Here is a 19,057-nt window from a genome sequence, read left to right on the forward strand (position 1 = left end):
TGCCACACCCCCATGAGGAGCGCCACTGATGCCCTTGCTCGACATACGCAACCTGACCATAGAGATCGACACCCCCCAGGGCAAGGTCAAGGCGGTGGACAGGGTCAGCCTGACCCTGAACGAGGGGGAGATCCGCGGCCTGGTAGGAGAATCGGGCTCGGGCAAGAGCCTGGTGGCCAAGGTCATCGTCGGCATCCAGAAGGACAACTGGACGGTGCGCGCCGACCGGATGCGCTTCAACGACATGGACTTGCTGACCATGGCCCCCAAGGAGCGACGCCGCATCATGGGCCGGGAGATCGCCATGATCTTCCAGGATCCCATCAGCTGTCTCGACCCCTCCGAGGAGATAGGCACCCAGCTGGAAGAGGCCATCCCCACCAGCGCCTTCGCCGGCAAGTTCTGGCAGCGCTTCCAGTGGCGCAAGAAGCGGGCCATCGCCCTGCTGCACAGGGTCGGCGTCAAGGATCACCGCAAGGTGATGCGGGCCTACCCCCACGAGCTATCGGATGGCATGTGCCAGAAGGTGATGATCGCCATGGCCATCGCCAATCAGCCGCGGCTGCTGGTGGCGGACGAGCCCACCAGTGCCATGGAGTCCACCACCCACTCCCAGATCCTGCGGCTGCTGGACAAGATGAACAAGCTGGGCAACACCACCATCCTCATCATCAGCAACGACATCGCCGCCATCGCCAACCTGACCGACACCATCAACATCATGTACTGCGGCCAGATGGTGGAAGTGGGCACCCGGGATCAGATCCTCGAATCCCCCCGCCACCCCTATACGGACGCCCTGCTCAAGTCCATTCCCGACTTTGACAAGCTGGTGCGCCACAAGTCCCGGCTCGAGACCCTGCCCGGGGTGATCCCCCCCCTGCAGCACCTGCCCATCGGCTGCCGCCTCGGCCCCCGCTGCCCCTATGCCCAGAAGCAGTGCGTGCAGACCCCGCTGATGAGCAAGGTAAAGGGACATCAATTTAGTTGCCACTTCCCCTTGAACATGGAAGAGCCGAAGAAATGAGCCCGAGTCATCACCAGCCCATGCTCAATCAGCAAGGTCAAGGGACATCCATTTCCCAGCTGCCACTTCCCGCTGAACATGGAAGCGCCGAAGAAATGAACCCGAGTCATCACCACTCCATGTCCCATCGGCAAGGCCAAGGGACATCCATGCCCCAGCTGCCACTTCCCGCTGAACATGGAAGCGCCGAAGAAATGAACCCGAGTCATCACCACTCCATGTCCCATCGGCAAGGTCAAGGGACATCCATTCCCCAGCTGCCACTGCCCGCTGAACATGGAAAAATCGAAGAAATGAGCCTGACCGTGAATGCCGCCATAAAGGAGCCCAGCCTGTGATCGAACCCGCCCTGTTGCAGGTCAGGGGCCTGTGCAAGACCTATCAGAACCGTACCGGCCTGTTCCGGCGCCAGGCGGTGGAGGCCATCAAGCCCCTGTCGTTTGATCTCGGTGTGGGCCAGACCCTGGCCATCGTCGGGGAGGCGGGCTCGGGCAAGAGCACCCTGGCGCGGATCCTGGCTGGCATGATAGAGCCGAGTGGCGGCGAAATCGCCATCGAGGGGCAGCCTCTGGTTCACGGTGACTATCAGACCCGCTGCAAGCTGCTGCGGATGATCTTCCAGGACCCCAATACCTCGCTCAACCGCAAGATCCGGGTCGGCCAGATCCTGGAGACGCCGCTGCGCCTCAACACGGCCCTGAGCGAGGAGGAGCGCCGGGAGAAGGTGGTCCAGACCCTGCGCATGGTGGGCATGCTGGCGGATCACGCGCTCTTCTACCCCCAGATGCTCTCCGCCGGTCAGCAGCAGCGGGTAGGGCTGGCGCGGGCGCTCATCCTCAATCCCAAGATAGTGGTGGCCGACGAGGCGCTCTCGACCCTGGACATCTCGGTGCGCTCCCAGATCATCAACCTGCTGCTGGAGATGCAGGAGACCACGGGGCTGAGCTATGTGCTGGTGGCCAACGATCTGGGCATCGTCAGCCACATCAGCGACGAGGTATTGGTAATGCACGAGGGCCGGGTGGTGGAGCGCGGCAAGACCCTCAAGGTGTTTGCCGATCCCCAGCACGACGTGACCCGCCGCCTCATCCAGAACTACAACAACGAATATCGCCGCTGATCCCCAGCCGTTCCCCCTCCGGCCCATGGGCCGGGCATAAAAAAACCCGGCCTGATGTGGCATCAGTCGCCGGGGGATTGCGCTCAAAAAAGTGATTGCGTCGCTCGTAGTAGGAACACCGAGATAGTAGGCAGCCCCTTTGGGCTCAACAACTGTCAGATCTGACAGGCAGGCCGCTATGGAACCTGAACTGCGGATCCGGCGAGCAGATAAGCTCGGCTTCAATCCGGCCAAAATAGGCGACCCGCTCGCTGATATCCTCCCCGGCGTACTGCTCGGCCAGTGCCAGATAATCCTGGTAGTGGCGCGCCTCCGATCGCAGCAGGGAGACATAGAAGCGACCCAGCTCCTCGTCCAGGTGGGGGGCAATCTTCGCAAAGCGCTCGCAGGAGCGCGCCTCTATGTAGGCGCCGATGATCATCTTGTCCACCACGGCCGCCGGCTCGTAGGTACGCACGTGGGCCAGCAGGCTGCGGGCATAGCGGGAGGCGGTGACGGGCCCATAGGGGATGCCGCGGGCCTGCATTATCTCCAGCACCTGCTCGAAGTGGTGCAGCTCCTCCTGGATGAGCCGCACCATGGGAAACAGCAGGGGATTGCGTTCGAGCTCGGCGAACACGCTTCTGTCTGACTCGCCCATGGTGCGTTTACCGAGGATCTCGGCCTTCTCGGGGATGGCATCCAGCTCACGGTAAAATTCAAGCTTGGGCAGCAGGTGGCGCTTCTCCTTGGGCAGGCAGTAGCGGCGCACCAGGCTGTGGGCCGTCAGGGCGGCCTTGTTCTCGCAGTTGGCGTGATCGATGAGCAGGGTCGGCAACTGGGCGGGATCCCGCGCCATCTCCACCCACTCATCCGGGGTCTCGCAATGCAGGAACTGACGAACGGGGGCTAGCAGGTCATCCATCTGAACTCTTGTACTCTCTGGTTAGTCTTGATTGGCATATATTGATGCGGCTTGATACGGCGGGCGAAGCCCGCGAAGGGGGCCCATGCTAACGGATCCCGACCCGCCTGCCCAGCGCAGAGGCGGCCTCACTCCAGCAGGCGCTTGAGGGAATCGCGCCGGACCAGCTTGCCACTGAAAGAGGGCAGCTCACCGGCTTCCCCCTCCTCCACCATGGTGATCAGCCGGCTGATGGTCTCCTGGATCATCTCGGTCACCGGCATCTTGACGCTGGCCAGCGAAGGAATGACGTAGGGAGCCAGGGCGATGTCGTCGAACCCCACCACAGAGACCTGCTCCGGCACCGACACGCCGCTCTCGTACAACTGCTTGATGGCACCGATCGCCATGTCATCGTTGCTGGCGATCAGGGCACTGAAGCTCACCCCGCGCGCCAGCAGGATCGAGACCCCGGCCGCGCCGCAGGCGGGGGTCCACTTGCCGGGAGCGATCAGTGCCTCTCGCACGGGAATGCCGTGCCGGGCAAGGGCCTCGCGGTAGCCGGCGAGGCGCTCCATACCGGTGGGGGAATCCGTCGAGCCTGTGATGAAGGCGATGTCGCTGTGGCCCATCTCCACCAATTTGTCCACCACGGCCGCGGCGGCCGCCTGCTGATCGGAGTAGACGCAGTGCGCCGGGTGTCGCCGCAGCCGCCGGTTGAGCACCATGATGGGCTGGGAGTGCTGCTCGATGATCTCGTCCATCTCCTCGACGCTGAGAAAACGCGGGTAGATGATGACGCCGTCACAGCGGGAGTCGAGCAGGTACTGGATGGCCTGTCGCTCCTCCTCGGCGCTGTGCTTGCCGTCGGCCAGGATCAGCTGCCGGCCCCGATCTTCGGTCAACCGCGCCGCGTGGGAGAGCAGCTCGCTGAAATAGACGCCGTGATAGAGGGTATTGGTCACCACCAGGCCCAGAGTCTGGGTGTTTTTGGTGGCCAGTTGCCTGGCCAGCAGGTTGGGGCGATAGCCGCTCTCCTCTATGGCCTGGAACACCCGATCCCGGGTCTCCTGACTGGTATAGCCATTGCCCGACAGCACCCGGGAGACAGTCGCCTTCGACACCCCTGCCCGCCTTGCCACCTCCAGCATAGTCGTCATCATCTTCCCCTCTTCTCGACGGGCCGCAGTGTACTGCACGGGACCCGCTTGTGCTAACGAGAATGGGCGCAGGCCCCCCCTTTCAGTGATCCCATTCACGGTTCTGCACAATGGCGGTGCGGCCGTCTTGTCTGTGAGCATGAAACTGAGCATGCTGTGTGGAACCGGTTCCACAATGCAGTTTCATTCCCGTTCTTCCCGTCGTCAATGACGGGGTTCGACAGGCCTCATTTGGTAAAAAGGATACGACTAGATGTCAAAGAACTACGCGGCCCTGGCCGGCAAGGTCATCACGGCCCTCGGCGGAACCGGCAACATAGTCGCCGTGACCCACTGCATGACGCGCCTGCGTTTCGTGCTGCAAGACCCCACCCTGGTGGACAGTCCAACGCTCAAGGCCACTGCCGGGGTACTTGGGGTGGTCAGCAGTGATAACCAGTGCCAGGTGATCATCGGCAACATGGTCTCCCACGCCTATCGCGAGGTGCTTGCCCAGTTGCCGGAAGGCGCACGGGGAGACGTGCCGGCGGCCAAGCCAGGTTTCAGCCTGCGCCGCCTGGGCGCCGCCATCCTCGACGCCCTGATCGGCACCATGTCGCCCCTCATCCCGGCCATCATCGGCGGCTCCATGCTCAAGCTGCTGGCCATGGTGCTGGAGATGACTGGGGTGCTGGAGAAAGGATCCTCGACCCTCACCATACTCACTGTGGCCGGTGACGGCGCCTTCTTCTTCCTGCCCCTGATGGTGGCCGCCTCCGCCGCCGTCAAGTTCAAGACCAATATGTCGCTCGCCATCGCCATCGCCGGCGTGCTGGTGCACCCCAGCTTCATCGATCTGATGGCCAGGGCCGCCGAGGGGGAGCAGGTGACCTTCGGCTTTATCCCGGTCACCGCGGTGAAATACACCTACACAGTGATCCCGGCCCTGGTGATGACCTGGTGCCTCTCCTACATAGAGCTCTGGGTCGATCGCGTCACCCCGGCGGTGACCAAGAACTTCTTGAAGCCCATGCTGATAGTGCTGCTCGCGGCGCCTCTCGCCATCCTGCTCATCGGCCCCATCGGCATCTGGATTGGCACCGCCATCTCGGGCCTGGTCTACACGGTTCACGACTACCTCGGCTGGCTGTCGGTGGCCATCATGGGCGCACTCTGGCCCCTGCTGGTGATGACCGGCATGCACCGCGTCTTCACCCCGACCATCATCCAGACCATCGCCGAGACCGGCAAGGAAGGCATGGTGATGCCCTCCGAGATTGGTGCCAACCTCTCCCTGGGGGGCTCCTCCCTGGCGGTGGCCTGGCGTACCAAGAACCCCGAGCTGCGCCAGACCGCGCTGGCGGCGGCCGCCTCCGCCATCATGGCGGGGATCTCCGAGCCCGCCCTCTACGGGGTGGCCCTGCGACTGAAGCGGCCCCTCATCGCCAGCCTTATCAGCGGTTTCATCTGCGGCGCCGTGGCGGGCATGGCCGGGCTTGCCAGCCACTCCATGGCGGCCCCCGGGCTCTTCACCAGCGTCCAGTTCTTCGATCCGGCCAACCCCATGAGCATCGCCTGGGTGTTCGCCGTGATGGCACTCTCGGTGGTGCTCTCCTTCGTGCTGACCCTGCTGATGGGCTTTGAGGACATTCCTGTGGAGGTACCCGGCGAGAGCGCCGCTCCCCAGCCCGTCGCGGCCAGCCAGACGCAGGCCACCGCCGGCGCGTGACTCCCCTATCAGACATGACAAGAGGTAACCAATGTCGTTAGCAAGATTTCCACAAGGCTTCCTGTGGGGTGGCGCCCTGGCCGCCAACCAGGCGGAAGGCGCCCATCTCGAGGGGGGCAAGGGGCTGACTACGGTCGACATGATCCCCCATGGCGCCAACCGCATGGCGGTGAAACTCGGCCAGGAGAAGCGTTTCACCCTGCGAGATGACGAGTTCTACCCAAGCCACGAGGCCATAGATTTCTATCACCGCTACAAGGAAGACATCGCCCTGATGGCCGAGATGGGCTTCACCGTGTTTCGCACCTCCATCGCCTGGGCCCGGCTCTATCCCAAGGGGGACGAGCAAGAGCCCAACCCCGAGGGCATCGCCTTCTACCGGGCGGTGTTCGAGGAGTGCAAGAAGTACGGCATCGAGCCCCTGGTGACCCTGTGCCACTTCGACGTGCCCATGCACCTGGTGGTGGAGTACGGCTCCTGGCGCAACCGCAAGATGGTGGAGTTCTTCACCCGCTACGCGCGCACCTGCTTCGAGCAATTCGATGGTCTGGTGAAGTACTGGCTCACCTTCAACGAGATCAACATCATGCTGCACAGCCCCTTCTCCGGCGCCGGGCTGGTGTTCGAGGAAGGAGAAGAGAGGGAGCAGGTCAAATACCAGGCGGCTCACCACGAGCTGGTGGCGAGCGCCCTGGCGACCCAAATTGCGCACGAGGTGAACCCGCACAACCAGGTAGGCTGCATGCTGGCGGGGGGCAGCTTCTACCCCTACTCCTGCAAGCCGGACGATGTCTGGGCTGCGCTGCAAAAGGAGCGGGAGAACCTGCTGTTCATCGACGTGCAGGCTCGCGGCGCCTACCCGGCCTATGCCGCCAGCCTGTTTCGCGAGAAGGGGGTGACCCTGATCAAGGAGCCGGGGGATGACGAGGTCCTCAAACACAGCGTCGACTTCGTCTCCTTCAGCTACTACGCCTCCCGCTGCGCCTCGGCCGACATGAACGCGGGCAACACCAGCGCCGCCAACGTGGTCAAGTCCCTGCGAAACCCCCACATCCAGCAGAGCCAATGGGGTTGGGGCATAGACCCGCTCGGCCTTCGCATCACCATGAACAGCCTGTACGATCGCTACCAGAAGCCCCTGTTCCTGGTGGAGAACGGCCTGGGGGCCATGGACGAGATCAATGCCGATGGCGAGATAGAGGACGACTATCGCATCGACTACCTGCGCGCGCACATCAGCGCCATGGGGGATGCCATCGCCGACGGGGTGCCGCTCTTGGGCTACACCAGCTGGGGCTGCATCGATCTGGTCGCCGCCTCCACCGGCGAGATGAGCAAGCGCTACGGCTTCGTCCACGTGGACAGGGACGATGCCGGCCGGGGCACCCTGGCGCGCAGGCGCAAGAAGTCGTTCTGGTGGTACCAAAAGGTGATCGCCAGCAACGGGGAAGATCTGGCGTGACGAGGGTCGCCCCCGGTGAGGGCGGCGGCTTGGGACAGAGACGAAAACAGAGATGGGGGCCTGGGCCCCCATCTCTGTTTCATGTCGACGGCAATCGGAAAACGTTTAACTGCCTTCGTTGAAGATCTCCAGGTTGCTGGTCCCTTCCTGCCACTCGCGCACCGCCTTGTTGTCGTCGCTGCGCAGGGCATTCAGGTGGTCCAGATAGCCCTGATCCACGTCGGAGGTCACGTAGTGGCCATTGAACACCGAGGTCTCGAAGTGGCGCAGCTCGGGGTTGATCTCCCGCACCGCCTCTTCCAGATCTTCCAGATCCTGGAAAATCAGGCCATCGGCGCCGATCAGCTTGCACACCTCTTCCACTTCACGGCCATGGGCGATCAGCTCGTTGGCGGTGGGCATGTCGATGCCGTAGACGTTGGGGAAGCGAATTTCCGGTGCTGCCGAGGCGAAATAGACCTTGGCCGCCCCCGCTTCACGGGCCATCTGGATGATCTGCTCCGAGGTGGTGCCACGGACGATGGAGTCATCCACCAGCAACACCTTCTTGCCCTTGAATTCGGAGCTGATGGCGTTGAGCTTGCGACGCACCGACTTCTTGCGCTGGGTCTGGCCCGGCATGATGAAGGTACGGCCTATGTAGCGGTTCTTCACGAAGCCCTGGCGGTAAGGCAGGCCCAGGGTATGGGCGATTTCCAGCGCCACGTCGCAGGAGGTCTCGGGGATGGGGATGACCACGTCCACGTCGAGATCTTCCCACTCCCGCGCAATCTTCTTGCCCAGCTTGCGACCCATGTTGAGGCGGGCGGCATAGACGGAGACCTTGTCGATGCAGGAGTCAGGACGGGCGAAGTAGACGTACTCGAAGATGCAGGAGCTCATCTGGGGGTTCTCCGCACACTGCTCGGAGAAGAGCTGGCCCTGCTCTGTGATGTAGATGGCCTCGCCCGGGGCGACGTCACGCACCGTCTCGAAACCGATAGCGTCGAGCGCCACGCTCTCGGAGGCGAGCATGTACTCCACCTGGCCCTGATCGTCGACGCGACGACCCAGGATCAGCGGGCGAATGCCGTTGGGATCGCGAAAACCGATGAGGCCGTGGCCTATCACCAGCGACACCACGGCATAGGCGCCGCGGATCTGCTGGTGCACCTTGCGCACCGCAGAGAAGATATCCTCCGGCCGCAGCGCCATCTTGTCGCACAGATCCAGCTCGTGGGCCAGCACGTTCAGCAGCACTTCGGAATCCGAGGTGGTGTTGATGTGGCGGCGGGCCACCTTGAACTGCTGCTCCTTGAGATCCTTGGCGTTGGTGAGGTTGCCGTTATGGGCCAGCACCATGCCGTAGGGAGAGTTCACGTAAAAAGGTTGGGCTTCAGCGGCACTGGAGCTGCCTGCGGTGGGATATCTGACATGTCCTATGCCGATATGCCCCTTCAGTCGCTGCATGTGGCGCACTTCAAACACATCCTTCACCAGGCCGTTGGCCTTGCGTTGCCGGAAGTTTCCACTGTCAATGGTCACGATCCCGGCGGCATCCTGTCCCCTGTGCTGCAACACCGTCAAGGCGTCGTAGAGGGCCTGATTGACGGGGGTGGTGCCAACTATACCGACAATACCGCACATGTCTTTGCTACCTCGAAGTCACTGTACCTGTTGAAGAAAACTGGACGAGTTCAGCATGAACCCGAAAAACCACTGGATCACCGGCTTGAACTCGGGAACCAGTCTGGACGCCACCCACCAGTCGCTCTGGGAGAGGCTGGTGAAGGTATCCATAAAAAACAGCAGGGCACTGACGATCAGTACCCCGCGAATGGCGCCAAAACAGACCCCCAGCACCCGATCCGTGCCGGAGAGTCCCGTCTTTTCCACCAGCAGGCCCACCACGTAGTTGACCACGCTCCCCAGGATCAGGGTCGCCACGAAGAGGGCGGCGATGGCCAGGCCGTTGCGCACCATGGCGTCGGAGAAGGAGGTGAAGTAGATGGCGAGATCGGGATAGAAATGGCTGGCAATGAAAAAGGCGACGAACCAGGTGACGAGGGACATGGCTTCCTTCAGGAAGCCGCGCACCAGGCTGATGAGGGCAGAGAAACCGACGATGCCGATGATGGCGTAATCAATCCAGACCATAGAAAAAGATGTCCTGCGAAATTGCGGCGCAGTCTAACAAAAACGATTGCGCAATGCTTGATAAAAATGTGTTAAAGGTTCAATGGAGCGCCGAAGGAGACCGCTCCTCTCCCCTGCCGGGGGGCGACTGGCGCCCAAATGCACAACGCCATGGCATGGCCATGGCGTTGTGCTCAGCAAGGGGAACTTACCCTATGTGGGTCAGGCCGCCCATGTAGGACTGCAGCGCCGCCGGGATGGCGATGCGGCCGTCTTCCTGCTGGTAGTTCTCGATCACCGCCACCAGGGTGCGGCCCACCGCCAGGCCGGAGCCGTTCAGGGTGTGCAGCAGCTGCGGCTTGCCGTCGACACGCACGCGGGCCTGCATGCGGCGCGCCTGGAAGTCGGTGCAGTTGGAGACGGAGGAGATCTCGCGGTAGGTGTTCTGAGCCGGCAGCCAGACTTCCAGATCGTAGGTCTTGGCGGCGCAGAAGCCCATGTCACCGGTACAGAGCGCCATCACGCGATACGGCAGCTCCAGCAGTTGCAGCACCTTCTCGGCGTGACCCACCATATCTTCCAGCGCATCCCAGGACTTTTCCGGGTGCACCAGCTGGACCATCTCGACCTTGTCGAACTGGTGCATGCGGATGAGACCCCGGGTGTCACGGCCATAAGAGCCGGCTTCGGAGCGGAAGCAGGGGCTGTGGGCCGTCATCTTGATGGGCAGTTCCTGCTCGTCGAAGATCTCGTCGCGGGCCATGTTGGTGAGCGGCACTTCGGAGGTCGGGATCAGGGAGAACTTGCGCACCTTGCCCTCGTCTTCCCCTTCGCCCTCGATACCTGTGTTGAACAGATCCTGAGAGAACTTGGGCAGCTGGCCGGTGCCGTACAGGCTGTCCGGGTTCACCAGGTAGGGCACGTAGCATTCGGTGTAGCCGTGCTGCAGGGTGTGCAGGTCCAGCATGAACTGTGCCAGGGCGCGGTGCAGGCGGGCAATCTGACCCTTCATCACCACGAAGCGGGCACCGGAGAGCTTGACGCCGTTCTTGAAGTCCACGCCCTTGGCCGCTTCGCCCAGATCGATGTGATCGCGCACCGGGAAGTCAAACGCGCGCGGGGTGCCCCAGCGGCGCACTTCCACGTTGTCGTTCTCGTCGCGGCCCACCGGGGTGCTGTCGCTCGGCAGGTTGGGGATGGCGTCGGAGATGGCCTTGATGTCGCCCAGCAGAGCCTCGAGCTCGACCTTGCTGGTCTCCAGCTCGTCGTTGATCTTGGTCACCTCGGCCTTGAGCGGAGCCACATCTTCGCCGCGACGGGCAGCCTCACCGATGGACTTGGAGCGGGCGTTGCGCTCGGCCTGCAGCTCCTGGGTACGGGACTGCAGATCCTTGCGTTTCTCTTCCAGAGCGTTGACAGCCGCTACGTCCAGCGCGTAGCCACGTGCAGCCAGACGAGCGGCGGCCTCTTCGATATCGCTGCGCAGATATTTGGGATCCAGCATGGTTTACCTACTTTTTTTAATGGGATCTGGGCCTGGGTCATCCGCCCTGGCGAGAAAACAGATCCGGAAGTTAACATCGGTTGGCGCACCCCTATGTCTTCGGAATCGGGCCTTCTAAATCAAGAAGATGGTGCAAGGCCAAGACAAGCGGGGTCAGAGGGGCAGTGTAGCAGACCGCCCCCCCGCCCGAACAGGGCGTATTGCTGTCGTTTTTGCCAAGTTTGACGGCATCGGCAGGCTTATCTTCGCCGATCAGAGCGATCGCCATGCTGCCCGGGCAAGGCGCCCTTACTTCTCTCTTTGACGCGGGCTTTGGCGGTCCAGCTCGCGCAGATAGTCGAGCTTCTGGGCGATCTGCTTCTCGAGACCCCGTTCGGTGGGCTGGTAGTAGTGCTTGCCAGCCAATTCAGGCGGGAAGTACTCCTCGCCGGCGGCATAGGCGCCGGGTTCGTCGTGGGCATAGCGGTACTCTGCGCCATAGCCGAGCTCGCTCATCAGCTTGGTCGGCGCGTTGCGCAGGTGCGGCGGCACCTCGAAGTCCGGCAGGTTTTTGGCGTCATTGAGCGCTGCCTTCCAGGCGGTGTAGACCGCATTGCTCTTGGGGGCACAGGCGAGATAGACGATGGCCTGGGCGATGGCTCGCTCCCCTTCCGCCGGGCCTATCCGATGGAAGCAGTCCCAGGCTGACAGCGCCACCTGCATGGCACGGGGATCGGCGTTGCCCACATCTTCCGAGGCAATCGCCAGCAATCGGCGGGCAATATAGAGGGGATCGCAACCGGCGCTCACCATGCGGGCATACCAGTAGAGGGCAGCATCCGGCGCCGATCCGCGAATGGACTTGTGCACCGCCGAGATGAGGTCGTAGAAGTGATCTCCGCCCTTGTCAAAACGTGCCACGTGCTCCCCCACCACGGCGGCGAGCAGGGCGCTGTCGATCACCCTCTCCCCTGCCCCATTGGCCTCGGCCATGTCGGCCAGGAGCTCCAGGTAGTTGAGGGACTTTCGCCCGTCCCCATCCACGGCTTTTGCCAGCGCCGCCTTCACCCCGGGGGCAAAGGTGAGGTTCGGGTCATTGAGACCGCGCGGATCCTGCATCGCCTGATCGAGCATGGCGAGGATGTCGTCTTCCTCCAGCCTTTTCAGCAGGTAGACCCGGGCCCGGGAGAGCAGTGCGTTGTTGAGTTCGAACGAGGGGTTTTCGGTGGTGGCGCCGATAAAGGTGATGGTGCCGTCTTCGATGTGAGGCAGGAACACATCCTGCTGGCTCTTGTTGAAGCGGTGCACCTCGTCCACGAAGAGGATGGTGCGCACCCCGCGCCAGCTGTTCTCCTTCGCCTTGTCGATGGCGGCGCGGATCTCCTTGATGCCGGAGGTGACCGCGGAGAGCCGCTCCACCTCGGCCTGGCAGTAGTGGGCCATCAGCTCGGCGAGGGTGGTCTTGCCGGTACCGGGCGGCCCCCACAGGATCATGGAGTGGCAATGCCCCGCCAGGATCGCCTTGCGCAGGGGTTTGTCAGCCCCCAGGATGTGCTGCTGGCCTATGTATTGATCCAGGTTCTGCGGCCGCATCCTGGCCGCCAGCGGACGAAAGTCCGACGAGAAATCCAGGGATAAATTGCTCATCTGCGTTAACCGTCCAGTGCCACGCCGGCCGCCGGTGAGAGGCGCTCCGACGATGATTCCAAAGAGCGCTTGCTCATCTTGGTTGAGAGCCCCCGAGGGGCCGTCAGCGGATGACGGCCCGACCGGAGATCCAAAGAGAGAGGGCTCATCAGCGCTGATCGTCCAGTGCGACCCCCTTGGGTATCTTGAACACGAACTCGTTGCCCTTGAGCACCGGCTTGCGGTTGAAGTTGCTCAAGGTGAATTCGCTCCACTGCCCCTGGGCCTCTTTCACGTCGAACCGGCTGATGTTGTTCTGACGGTCGAAGGTGATGCGAAAGGAGGCAATAAGCTCATCCTTGTTGCGGCTGGTGACTGTGTAGACGTCCCCCTGCTGGGTCACGTCGTAGTTCTTCCAGAGCCCGACATCGTTGCCGGCGATCAGCACGAAGGGGGTGTTGAGCACCGCATCCTTCATCTTGAGGGCGGTGACCTGCTCGACGAAGGGGTCATAGACCCACACATCCTTGCCGTCCGCCACTATCAGGCTCTCGTCCGGGGCAGTGGTGTGCCAGTTGAAGCGATTCGGGCGCTGTACCAGCAGGGAGCCGCTCGCCTTCTGCAGCTCCTCGCCCTTGCTGTCATAGACGGTCTGGGCAAACTTGGCCGAGAACAGGCTGACGCCCGTCAGCTTCTGCTTGAGGTCGCTGGCCGCATCGGCCCACACCTGGCTGCTGGCGAGCAACAGTACAGAACCCATCAATAATGCTTTTTTCATCGCGATTCCCGTTGAAGAGGGTCAGATAAAAGGCCATGTCCGCAGACATGGCCAGGATGATAAGAAGGCTTAATCACGCACCGGGGGCGGTGCCAGCACGTCGCGCTGGCCGTTGCCCCCCGGAGAGCTGACGATGCCCTGGTTTTCCATCTGTTCGATGAGACGGGCCGCCCGGTTGTAACCAATCTTGAACTTGCGCTGCACACTGGAGGTCGAGCCACGGCGGGATTCCACCACGAAGGCGACCGCCTCGTCGAACAGGGGATCCAGCTCCTCGTCACCACCGCCGCCGTACTCGCCGCCACCGCCCTCGCCGTCCGACTCACCGGAGAGGATCTCCTCGATGTAGTTCGGCTCGCCGCGCAGTTTCCAGTCCGCCACCACCTTGTGCACCTCGTGGTCATCGACGAAGGCGCCGTGGACCCGGGTCGGGTTGGAGGTACCGGCCGGCATGTAGAGCATGTCCCCCATGCCGAGCAGGGATTCGGCGCCGCCCTGATCCAGGATGGTGCGCGAATCTATCTTGCTCGACACCTGGAAGGAGATCCGGGTCGGGATGTTGGCCTTGATGAGGCCGGTAATGACATCCACCGACGGGCGCTGGGTCGCGAGGATCAGGTGAATACCGGCCGCCCGCGCCTTCTGGGCGATACGGGCGATGAGCTCTTCCACCTTCTTGCCGACGATCATCATCATGTCGGCGAACTCGTCCACCACCACCACTATGTGGGGCAGCTTCTCGAGCTCAGGCGGCATCTGATCCATGGAGTCACCCGGACGCCACAGGGGATCCCGCAGGGGCTCGCCCTCGGCGGCCGCGGCCAGCACCTTGTCGTTGTAACCCTTGAGGTTGCGCACCCCGACCGCGGACATCAGCTTGTAGCGACGTTCCATCTCTCCTACGCACCAGCGCAGGGCGTTGGCGGCGTCCTTCATGTCGGTGACCACCTCGGTCAGCAGATGGGGGATACCTTCGTAGACCGAGAGTTCCAGCATCTTGGGGTCGATCATGATGAAGCGCAGATCATCGGGGGATGACTTGTAGAGCATGGAGATGATCATGGTGTTCACCCCCACCGACTTGCCCGAGCCGGTGGTACCGGCCACCAGCAGGTGGGGCATCTTGGCGAGGTTCACCACCACGGGTTCCCCCGCAATGTCCTGCCCCAGCCCCATGGTCAGAGGATTGTGGCTGCCAGAGAAGGCCTCGCAGTCCAGGGTCTCGCGCAGGTAGACGGTCTGGCGTACCCGGTTGGGCAGCTCGATGCCGACGAAGGTCTTGCCCGGGATCACCTCCACCACCCGCACGCTGCTGGCGGACAGCGAACGGGCGAGATCCCGCGACAGGTTGGTGATCTTGCTCGCCTTCATGCCCGGCGCCAGATCCAGCTCGAAGCGGGTGATGACGGGGCCCGGATAGACGCCGACCACCTTGGCCTGCACGTTGTAGTCGGCGAGTTTCGCCTCCACCAGCCGGCCCATGCGGTCCAGCTCGTCCTTGCTCATCATCTGGGTCTTGGCGGGCGGTCTGTCCAGCAGATCTATGCTCGGCAGCGGCGCCATGGCGGGCTGGGGGCGACGCTTGGGCTTGACCGGTGCGGCGACCGCAGGGGCGGCAGCGGCCTCCTCCCCTTCCGCCCAGGGCAGATCGAGCTCGTCATCCCCGTCATCGGCCAGGGCCGGCTGACGGCGGGCATGGGCAACGGCGGCGCGCTTGGGTCTGGCCACAGGCGCCGGCTCGTCCTCTTCATCATCGAATTGCGGATCGAACTGGAAGGTATCCTCATCGAGCTCCGGCAACCATTCGTCAGATTTTGACTTCTGGCTCCCCTTGGCCTTGGGGTTGCGCGTCCAGCTGCTATGAGGCTCGTCCTCTTCCTCGTCGAGATCCAGGGCTCCCACGCCCCCTTCCAGCAGGGGATCCGGTCCCTCAAAACGGGGCTGGCGCCAGCCGCCGGTCAGCCAGCGACCCAAGGTGGTGGGGAAATGGTAGATGGCGCTGACGCTGCCGGTGCAGGTGGCACCGATCCGCTCGACTATGGTGAGCCAGGACCAGCCGGTGAACAGGGTGATGCCGGTGGCCACGAAGCAGAGCAGCATCAGGTTGGCCCCGACCCCGCCAAACAGGGGCACCACGGCGGACGCGATCACGTCACCCACCAGGCCGCCCGCGGAGAAATTCTGCAAGTCATTGAAGTTCATGCTGGCAATGGCCGACATGCCGAGCACCGTCAGGACGAAGCCGATGATGCGCACCGACAGGGTGAGATAGTCCACCTCCAGCAGCCGGCTCGGGCGCCAGAACAGGCTCCATCCGAGCAGCACCACCAGGGGAGGCACCAGATAGGAGAAGGCCCCGAAGGTGAACATGGTGATGTCGGCGAGCCAGGCACCGGCGCTGCCCGCCAGGTTCTTCACCTCTCCCTGCCAGGAGGTCTGGGACCAACCGGGATCGGCGGGATGGTAGGTCAACAGGGCAAGCAAGAGATAGGCAGCCATCAGCGTGATGGCGATCAAGACGGCCTCGAAGATCCGTTGCGTACCTGACAAAGGAGTAAACAGCTTTTTATCGGCCAAACTCCGGCTCCTTTCTGAAAACATGTAATGCGGGGATAGGGGGCCTAGTATCCCTGAAAAGCCCACCGATTGTCAGCCAGTGCCTGAGGGCGGGGCCATGAATACAGTAATAAGAAGAAACGAGCGGACCGGCCGCTCGTTTCTGACTATCGTGACTCGTCGTGGTGCTTGCAAGTCACAGCACAATCCCGCTTATCGGGTGCTGATCACCAGACGGCTGCTCTGCTTGACCTCTTCCATGACCACATAGGTACGGGTGTCATTGACGCCGGGCAGACGCAGCAGGGTTTCCCCCAGCAGGCGGCGATAGGCCGACATGTCGCTGACGCGGGTCTTGAGCAGATAGTCGAAATCACCGGACACCAGATGGCACTCCTGGATCTCTTCGAGCACCTGAACAGCCTTGTTGAACTGTTCGAAAACGTCGGGGGCGCCACGATTGAGGGTAATTTCCACGAACACCAGCAGAGACGCATCCAGATAATGAGGGTTCAGAATAGCGGCATATCCTTCGATATAGCCTTGACGCTCGAGGCGACGAACCCGTTCCAGACACGGTGTGGGACTCAGGCCAACTCGTTTGGACAACTCAACGTTCGAAATCCTGCCATCCTTTTGCAGTTCATTCAGAATGTTGCGGTCAATCCTGTCCAAATCCTTTAGCCGACTCTTAGCTTCCATCATTTAATTCCATCCTTTGGCTATTTTTTGGTAAGAATCACCAGTCATTTTATAATAATGGTCACAAATCCTGTCAATACCTGAATATACTAGGCGCAAATGTTGCTTAACATCTGGGCAACATAAACCACCAATCGATAGACGAGGGATAGCATGATTATCGGTGTACCTAAGGAAATAAAAAACCATGAATATCGCGTAGGCATGGTTCCGGCCAGTGTACGTGAACTGACAGCACGAAACCATACCGTTTTCGTCCAAAGCGGCGCAGGAAATGGCATTGGCTTCAGTGACGCAGATTATCTGGCTGCCGGAGCCGAGATCCTGGCCTCCGCGGCAGACGTTTTCGCCAAGGCGGAGATGATCGTCAAAGTCAAGGAACCCCAGGCGGTCGAGCGCGCCATGCTGCGTCCGGGCCAGACCCTCTTTACCTACCTGCACCTGGCGCCAGACCTGGCCCAGACCCGGGAGCTGGTCGACAGCGGCGCCGTCTGCATCGCCTACGAGACAGTCACCGATGGCCGTGGCGGCCTGCCCCTGTTGGCACCCATGTCGGAAGTGGCCGGGCGCATGTCTATTCAGGCCGGTGCCCAAGCGCTGGAGAAGTCCCGCGGGGGTAGCGGCATGTTGCTCGGCGGCGTGCCCGGAGTCGAACCGGCCAAGGTGGTGATCATCGGCGGTGGCGTGGTGGGTTCCAACGCAGCCCGCATGGCCATCGGCCTGCGTGCCGATGTCACCATACTCGACAACAACATCGACACCCTGCGCCGTCTCGACAGCGAGTTCCAGGGGGCAGCCAAGGTGGTCTACTCCAATCGCGAGACCCTGGAGCGCCACCTGCTGGCGGCGGATCTGGTCATCGGCGGCGTGCTGGTGCCGGGCGCCACTGCGCCAAAACTTGTCAGCCGTGACCACATTGCACGCATGAAGCCGGGCTCCGCCATCGTGGACGTGGCCATCGATCAGGGCGGCTGCGTCGAGACCTCGCACGCCACCACCCACGAAGATCCCACCTTCATCGTCGACGAGGTGGTGCACTACTGCGTGGCCAACATGCCAGGCGCCGTGGCCCGCACCTCCACAGTGGCCCTCAACAACGCCACCCTGCCCTTCATCATCAAGCTGGCGGAACAGGGCTATCGCGGTGCACTGCTCAGCGATCCCCACCTGTTGCACGGCCTGAACGTGATGGCGGGCAAGATCACCTGCAAGGAGGTCGCCGTGGCGCACAACCTGGCCTACACGGATCCCCTGACCCTGCTGAACTGATCCCGTCCCCGCAAGGGTGCGTCGATGAGTGAAAATCCGCCCGCGATGGGCGGTTTTTTTATGGCGCAATCCGGCCACCCTCCCCCCTCTTTGGCGATTGCCACAATCGATGCCCTGGCCTTTGACCCCGGATCACGAATTACCTACAATCGCGCAAACTCATCACGTCTCGGAAATCACATCATGAGCGAAGTCATTCATAGCAAACTGCTGATCCTGGGGTCAGGCCCGGCGGGTTACACCGCCGCCGTCTACGCCGCCCGCGCCAACCTCAATCCCCTGCTCATCACCGGCATGCAGCAAGGTGGTCAGCTGACCACCACCACAGAGGTGGAAAACTGGCCAGGTGATGCGGAAGGGCTGACCGGCCCGGCCCTGATGGAGCGCATGAAAGAGCATGCGGAAAAATTCGATACCCGCATCCTCTTTGATCACATCAATGAAGTGGAGCTGACCCAGCGCCCCTTCCGTCTCAAGGGTGACAACGGTGAATACACTTGCGACGCGCTCATCATCGCCACCGGCGCCTCCGCCAAGTACCTGGGACTGCCTTCCGAAGAGGCCTTCAAGGGCCGTGGCGTCTCCGCCTGTGCCACCTGTGACGGGTTCTTCTATCGCAACCAGGAAGTGGCCGTGGTCGGCGGCGGCAACACCGCTGTGGAAGAGGCGCTCTATCTGGCCAACATCGCCAAGAAGGTGCACCTGATCCACCGCCGCGACGAGTTCCGCGCCGAGAAGATCCTGATCAAGCGCCTCAATGACAAGGTCGAGAGCGGCAACATAGTGCTGCACACTCACCAGACCCTGGACGAGGTGCTGGGCGACAACATGGGCGTGACCGGCGTGCGCCTGCGCAGCACCCGGGACGACGCCACCTCCGAGCTGCCGCTGATGGGGGTCTTCATCGCCATAGGTCACCAGCCCAACACCCAGATCTTCGAAGGCCAGTTGGCGATGGAAAACGGCTACCTCAAGGTCCGTGGCGGCCTGGAAGGCTTCGCGACCCAGACCAGCATCCCAGGCGTGTTTGCCGCCGGCGACGTGGCCGACCACGTTTACCGTCAGGCGATCACCTCAGCCGGTACCGGCTGCATGGCGGCCCTGGATGCCGAGCGATATCTGGACGCACAATAAGCACAAGGATATAAAGGGCATGCCAAGTGGCATG

General features: G+C 62.3%; 16 protein-coding genes. 7 read left to right on the forward strand and 9 right to left on the reverse strand.

Translation table 11 applies throughout. From position 1 onward, the window contains the following. Positions 1-28 precede the first annotated feature (28 nt). From ACFWHB_RS12300 to ACFWHB_RS12310, 3 genes are read left to right on the forward strand one after another with little or no spacing between them, the layout of a single operon-like run. Positions 29-1,027 (forward strand): peptide ABC transporter ATP-binding protein, encoded by a 999-nt coding sequence (locus ACFWHB_RS12300; protein ID WP_005325353.1) that lies wholly within the window; start codon positions 29-31, stop codon positions 1,025-1,027. Next, positions 1,024-1,365: a hypothetical protein gene (locus tag ACFWHB_RS12305; RefSeq protein WP_395948520.1), complete on the forward strand. Its 342-nt coding sequence runs from the start codon at positions 1,024-1,026 to the stop codon at positions 1,363-1,365. The genes ACFWHB_RS12300 and ACFWHB_RS12305 overlap by 4 nt, the downstream gene beginning before the upstream one ends. Then, a complete protein-coding gene (locus ACFWHB_RS12310) occupies positions 1,362-2,147 on the forward strand; it encodes a peptide ABC transporter ATP-binding protein (RefSeq protein WP_111910994.1) in 786 nt (261 codons plus the stop codon). The genes ACFWHB_RS12305 and ACFWHB_RS12310 overlap by 4 nt, the downstream gene beginning before the upstream one ends. Positions 2,148-2,292: 145 nt before the next feature. Here ACFWHB_RS12310 and ACFWHB_RS12315 read toward each other — a convergent pair whose 3' ends face one another. Together ACFWHB_RS12315 and ACFWHB_RS12320 are read right to left on the reverse strand one after the other, a co-directional pair. After that, positions 2,293-3,051: a tRNA isopentenyl-2-thiomethyl-A-37 hydroxylase MiaE gene (locus tag ACFWHB_RS12315; protein ID WP_005325367.1), complete on the reverse strand. Its 759-nt coding sequence runs from the start codon at positions 3,049-3,051 to the stop codon at positions 2,293-2,295. A 128-nt stretch (positions 3,052-3,179) separates the two neighbouring features. Further along, positions 3,180-4,193, reverse strand: a complete 1,014-nt coding sequence (locus tag ACFWHB_RS12320; RefSeq protein ID WP_395948521.1) for a LacI family DNA-binding transcriptional regulator — start codon at positions 4,191-4,193, stop codon at positions 3,180-3,182. A 250-nt stretch (positions 4,194-4,443) separates the two neighbouring features. Here ACFWHB_RS12320 and ascF point away from each other — a divergent pair, with 250 nt between their 5' ends. Together ascF and ACFWHB_RS12330 are read left to right on the forward strand one after the other, a co-directional pair. Further along, positions 4,444-5,898: a PTS cellobiose/arbutin/salicin transporter subunit IIBC gene (gene ascF, locus ACFWHB_RS12325; RefSeq protein WP_395948522.1), complete on the forward strand. Its 1,455-nt coding sequence runs from the start codon at positions 4,444-4,446 to the stop codon at positions 5,896-5,898. Positions 5,899-5,929: 31 nt separating this feature from the next. Beyond that, positions 5,930-7,360, forward strand: coding sequence for a 6-phospho-beta-glucosidase (locus ACFWHB_RS12330; protein WP_395948523.1), 1,431 nt, complete (start codon positions 5,930-5,932; stop codon positions 7,358-7,360). 105 nt (positions 7,361-7,465) lie between these two features. Here ACFWHB_RS12330 and purF read toward each other — a convergent pair whose 3' ends face one another. The 7 genes from purF to lrp form a co-directional block, all read right to left on the reverse strand. Continuing rightward, a complete protein-coding gene (gene purF, locus ACFWHB_RS12335) occupies positions 7,466-8,986 on the reverse strand; it encodes an amidophosphoribosyltransferase (RefSeq protein WP_025326767.1) in 1,521 nt (506 codons plus the stop codon). A gap of 18 nt (positions 8,987-9,004) precedes the next feature. Continuing rightward, positions 9,005-9,496 (reverse strand): CvpA family protein, encoded by a 492-nt coding sequence (locus tag ACFWHB_RS12340; RefSeq protein WP_106886968.1) that lies wholly within the window; start codon positions 9,494-9,496, stop codon positions 9,005-9,007. 187 nt (positions 9,497-9,683) lie between these two features. Next, positions 9,684-10,979 carry a serine--tRNA ligase gene (gene serS / locus ACFWHB_RS12345; RefSeq protein WP_395948524.1) on the reverse strand — a complete coding sequence of 432 codons (1,296 nt, stop codon included), beginning with the start codon at positions 10,977-10,979 and terminating at the stop codon, positions 9,684-9,686. A 288-nt stretch (positions 10,980-11,267) separates the two neighbouring features. Beyond that, entirely contained in the window at positions 11,268-12,605 is a 1,338-nt protein-coding gene (locus tag ACFWHB_RS12350) for a replication-associated recombination protein A (protein WP_111910988.1), read from the reverse strand. Positions 12,606-12,753: 148 nt separating this feature from the next. Then, on the reverse strand, positions 12,754-13,362 hold the full coding sequence (lolA, locus tag ACFWHB_RS12355; RefSeq protein WP_395948525.1) for an outer membrane lipoprotein chaperone LolA: 609 nt from the start codon (positions 13,360-13,362) through the stop codon (positions 12,754-12,756). A 69-nt stretch (positions 13,363-13,431) separates the two neighbouring features. Further along, a complete protein-coding gene (locus tag ACFWHB_RS12360; RefSeq protein WP_111910986.1) occupies positions 13,432-15,939 on the reverse strand; it encodes a DNA translocase FtsK in 2,508 nt (835 codons plus the stop codon). 192 nt (positions 15,940-16,131) lie between these two features. Then, complete coding sequence (lrp, locus tag ACFWHB_RS12365) at positions 16,132-16,623, reverse strand: leucine-responsive transcriptional regulator Lrp (RefSeq protein WP_005300047.1); 492 nt, start codon at positions 16,621-16,623, stop codon at positions 16,132-16,134. Between the two features lie 150 nt (positions 16,624-16,773). Here lrp and ald point away from each other — a divergent pair, with 150 nt between their 5' ends. Beyond that, the gene (gene ald, locus ACFWHB_RS12370) at positions 16,774-17,889 is read left to right on the forward strand and encodes an alanine dehydrogenase (protein ID WP_106886973.1); all 1,116 of its coding nucleotides are present in this window, start codon (positions 16,774-16,776) and stop codon (positions 17,887-17,889) included. Positions 17,890-18,072: 183 nt separating this feature from the next. Then, positions 18,073-19,023 (forward strand): thioredoxin-disulfide reductase, encoded by a 951-nt coding sequence (gene trxB / locus ACFWHB_RS12375; protein WP_395948526.1) that lies wholly within the window; start codon positions 18,073-18,075, stop codon positions 19,021-19,023. The last annotated feature ends 34 nt before the right edge of the window (positions 19,024-19,057 follow it).

The sequence above is a fragment of the Aeromonas mytilicola subsp. aquatica genome (assembly GCF_044336385.1).
Lineage (GTDB): Bacteria > Pseudomonadota > Gammaproteobacteria > Enterobacterales > Aeromonadaceae > Aeromonas > Aeromonas rivipollensis.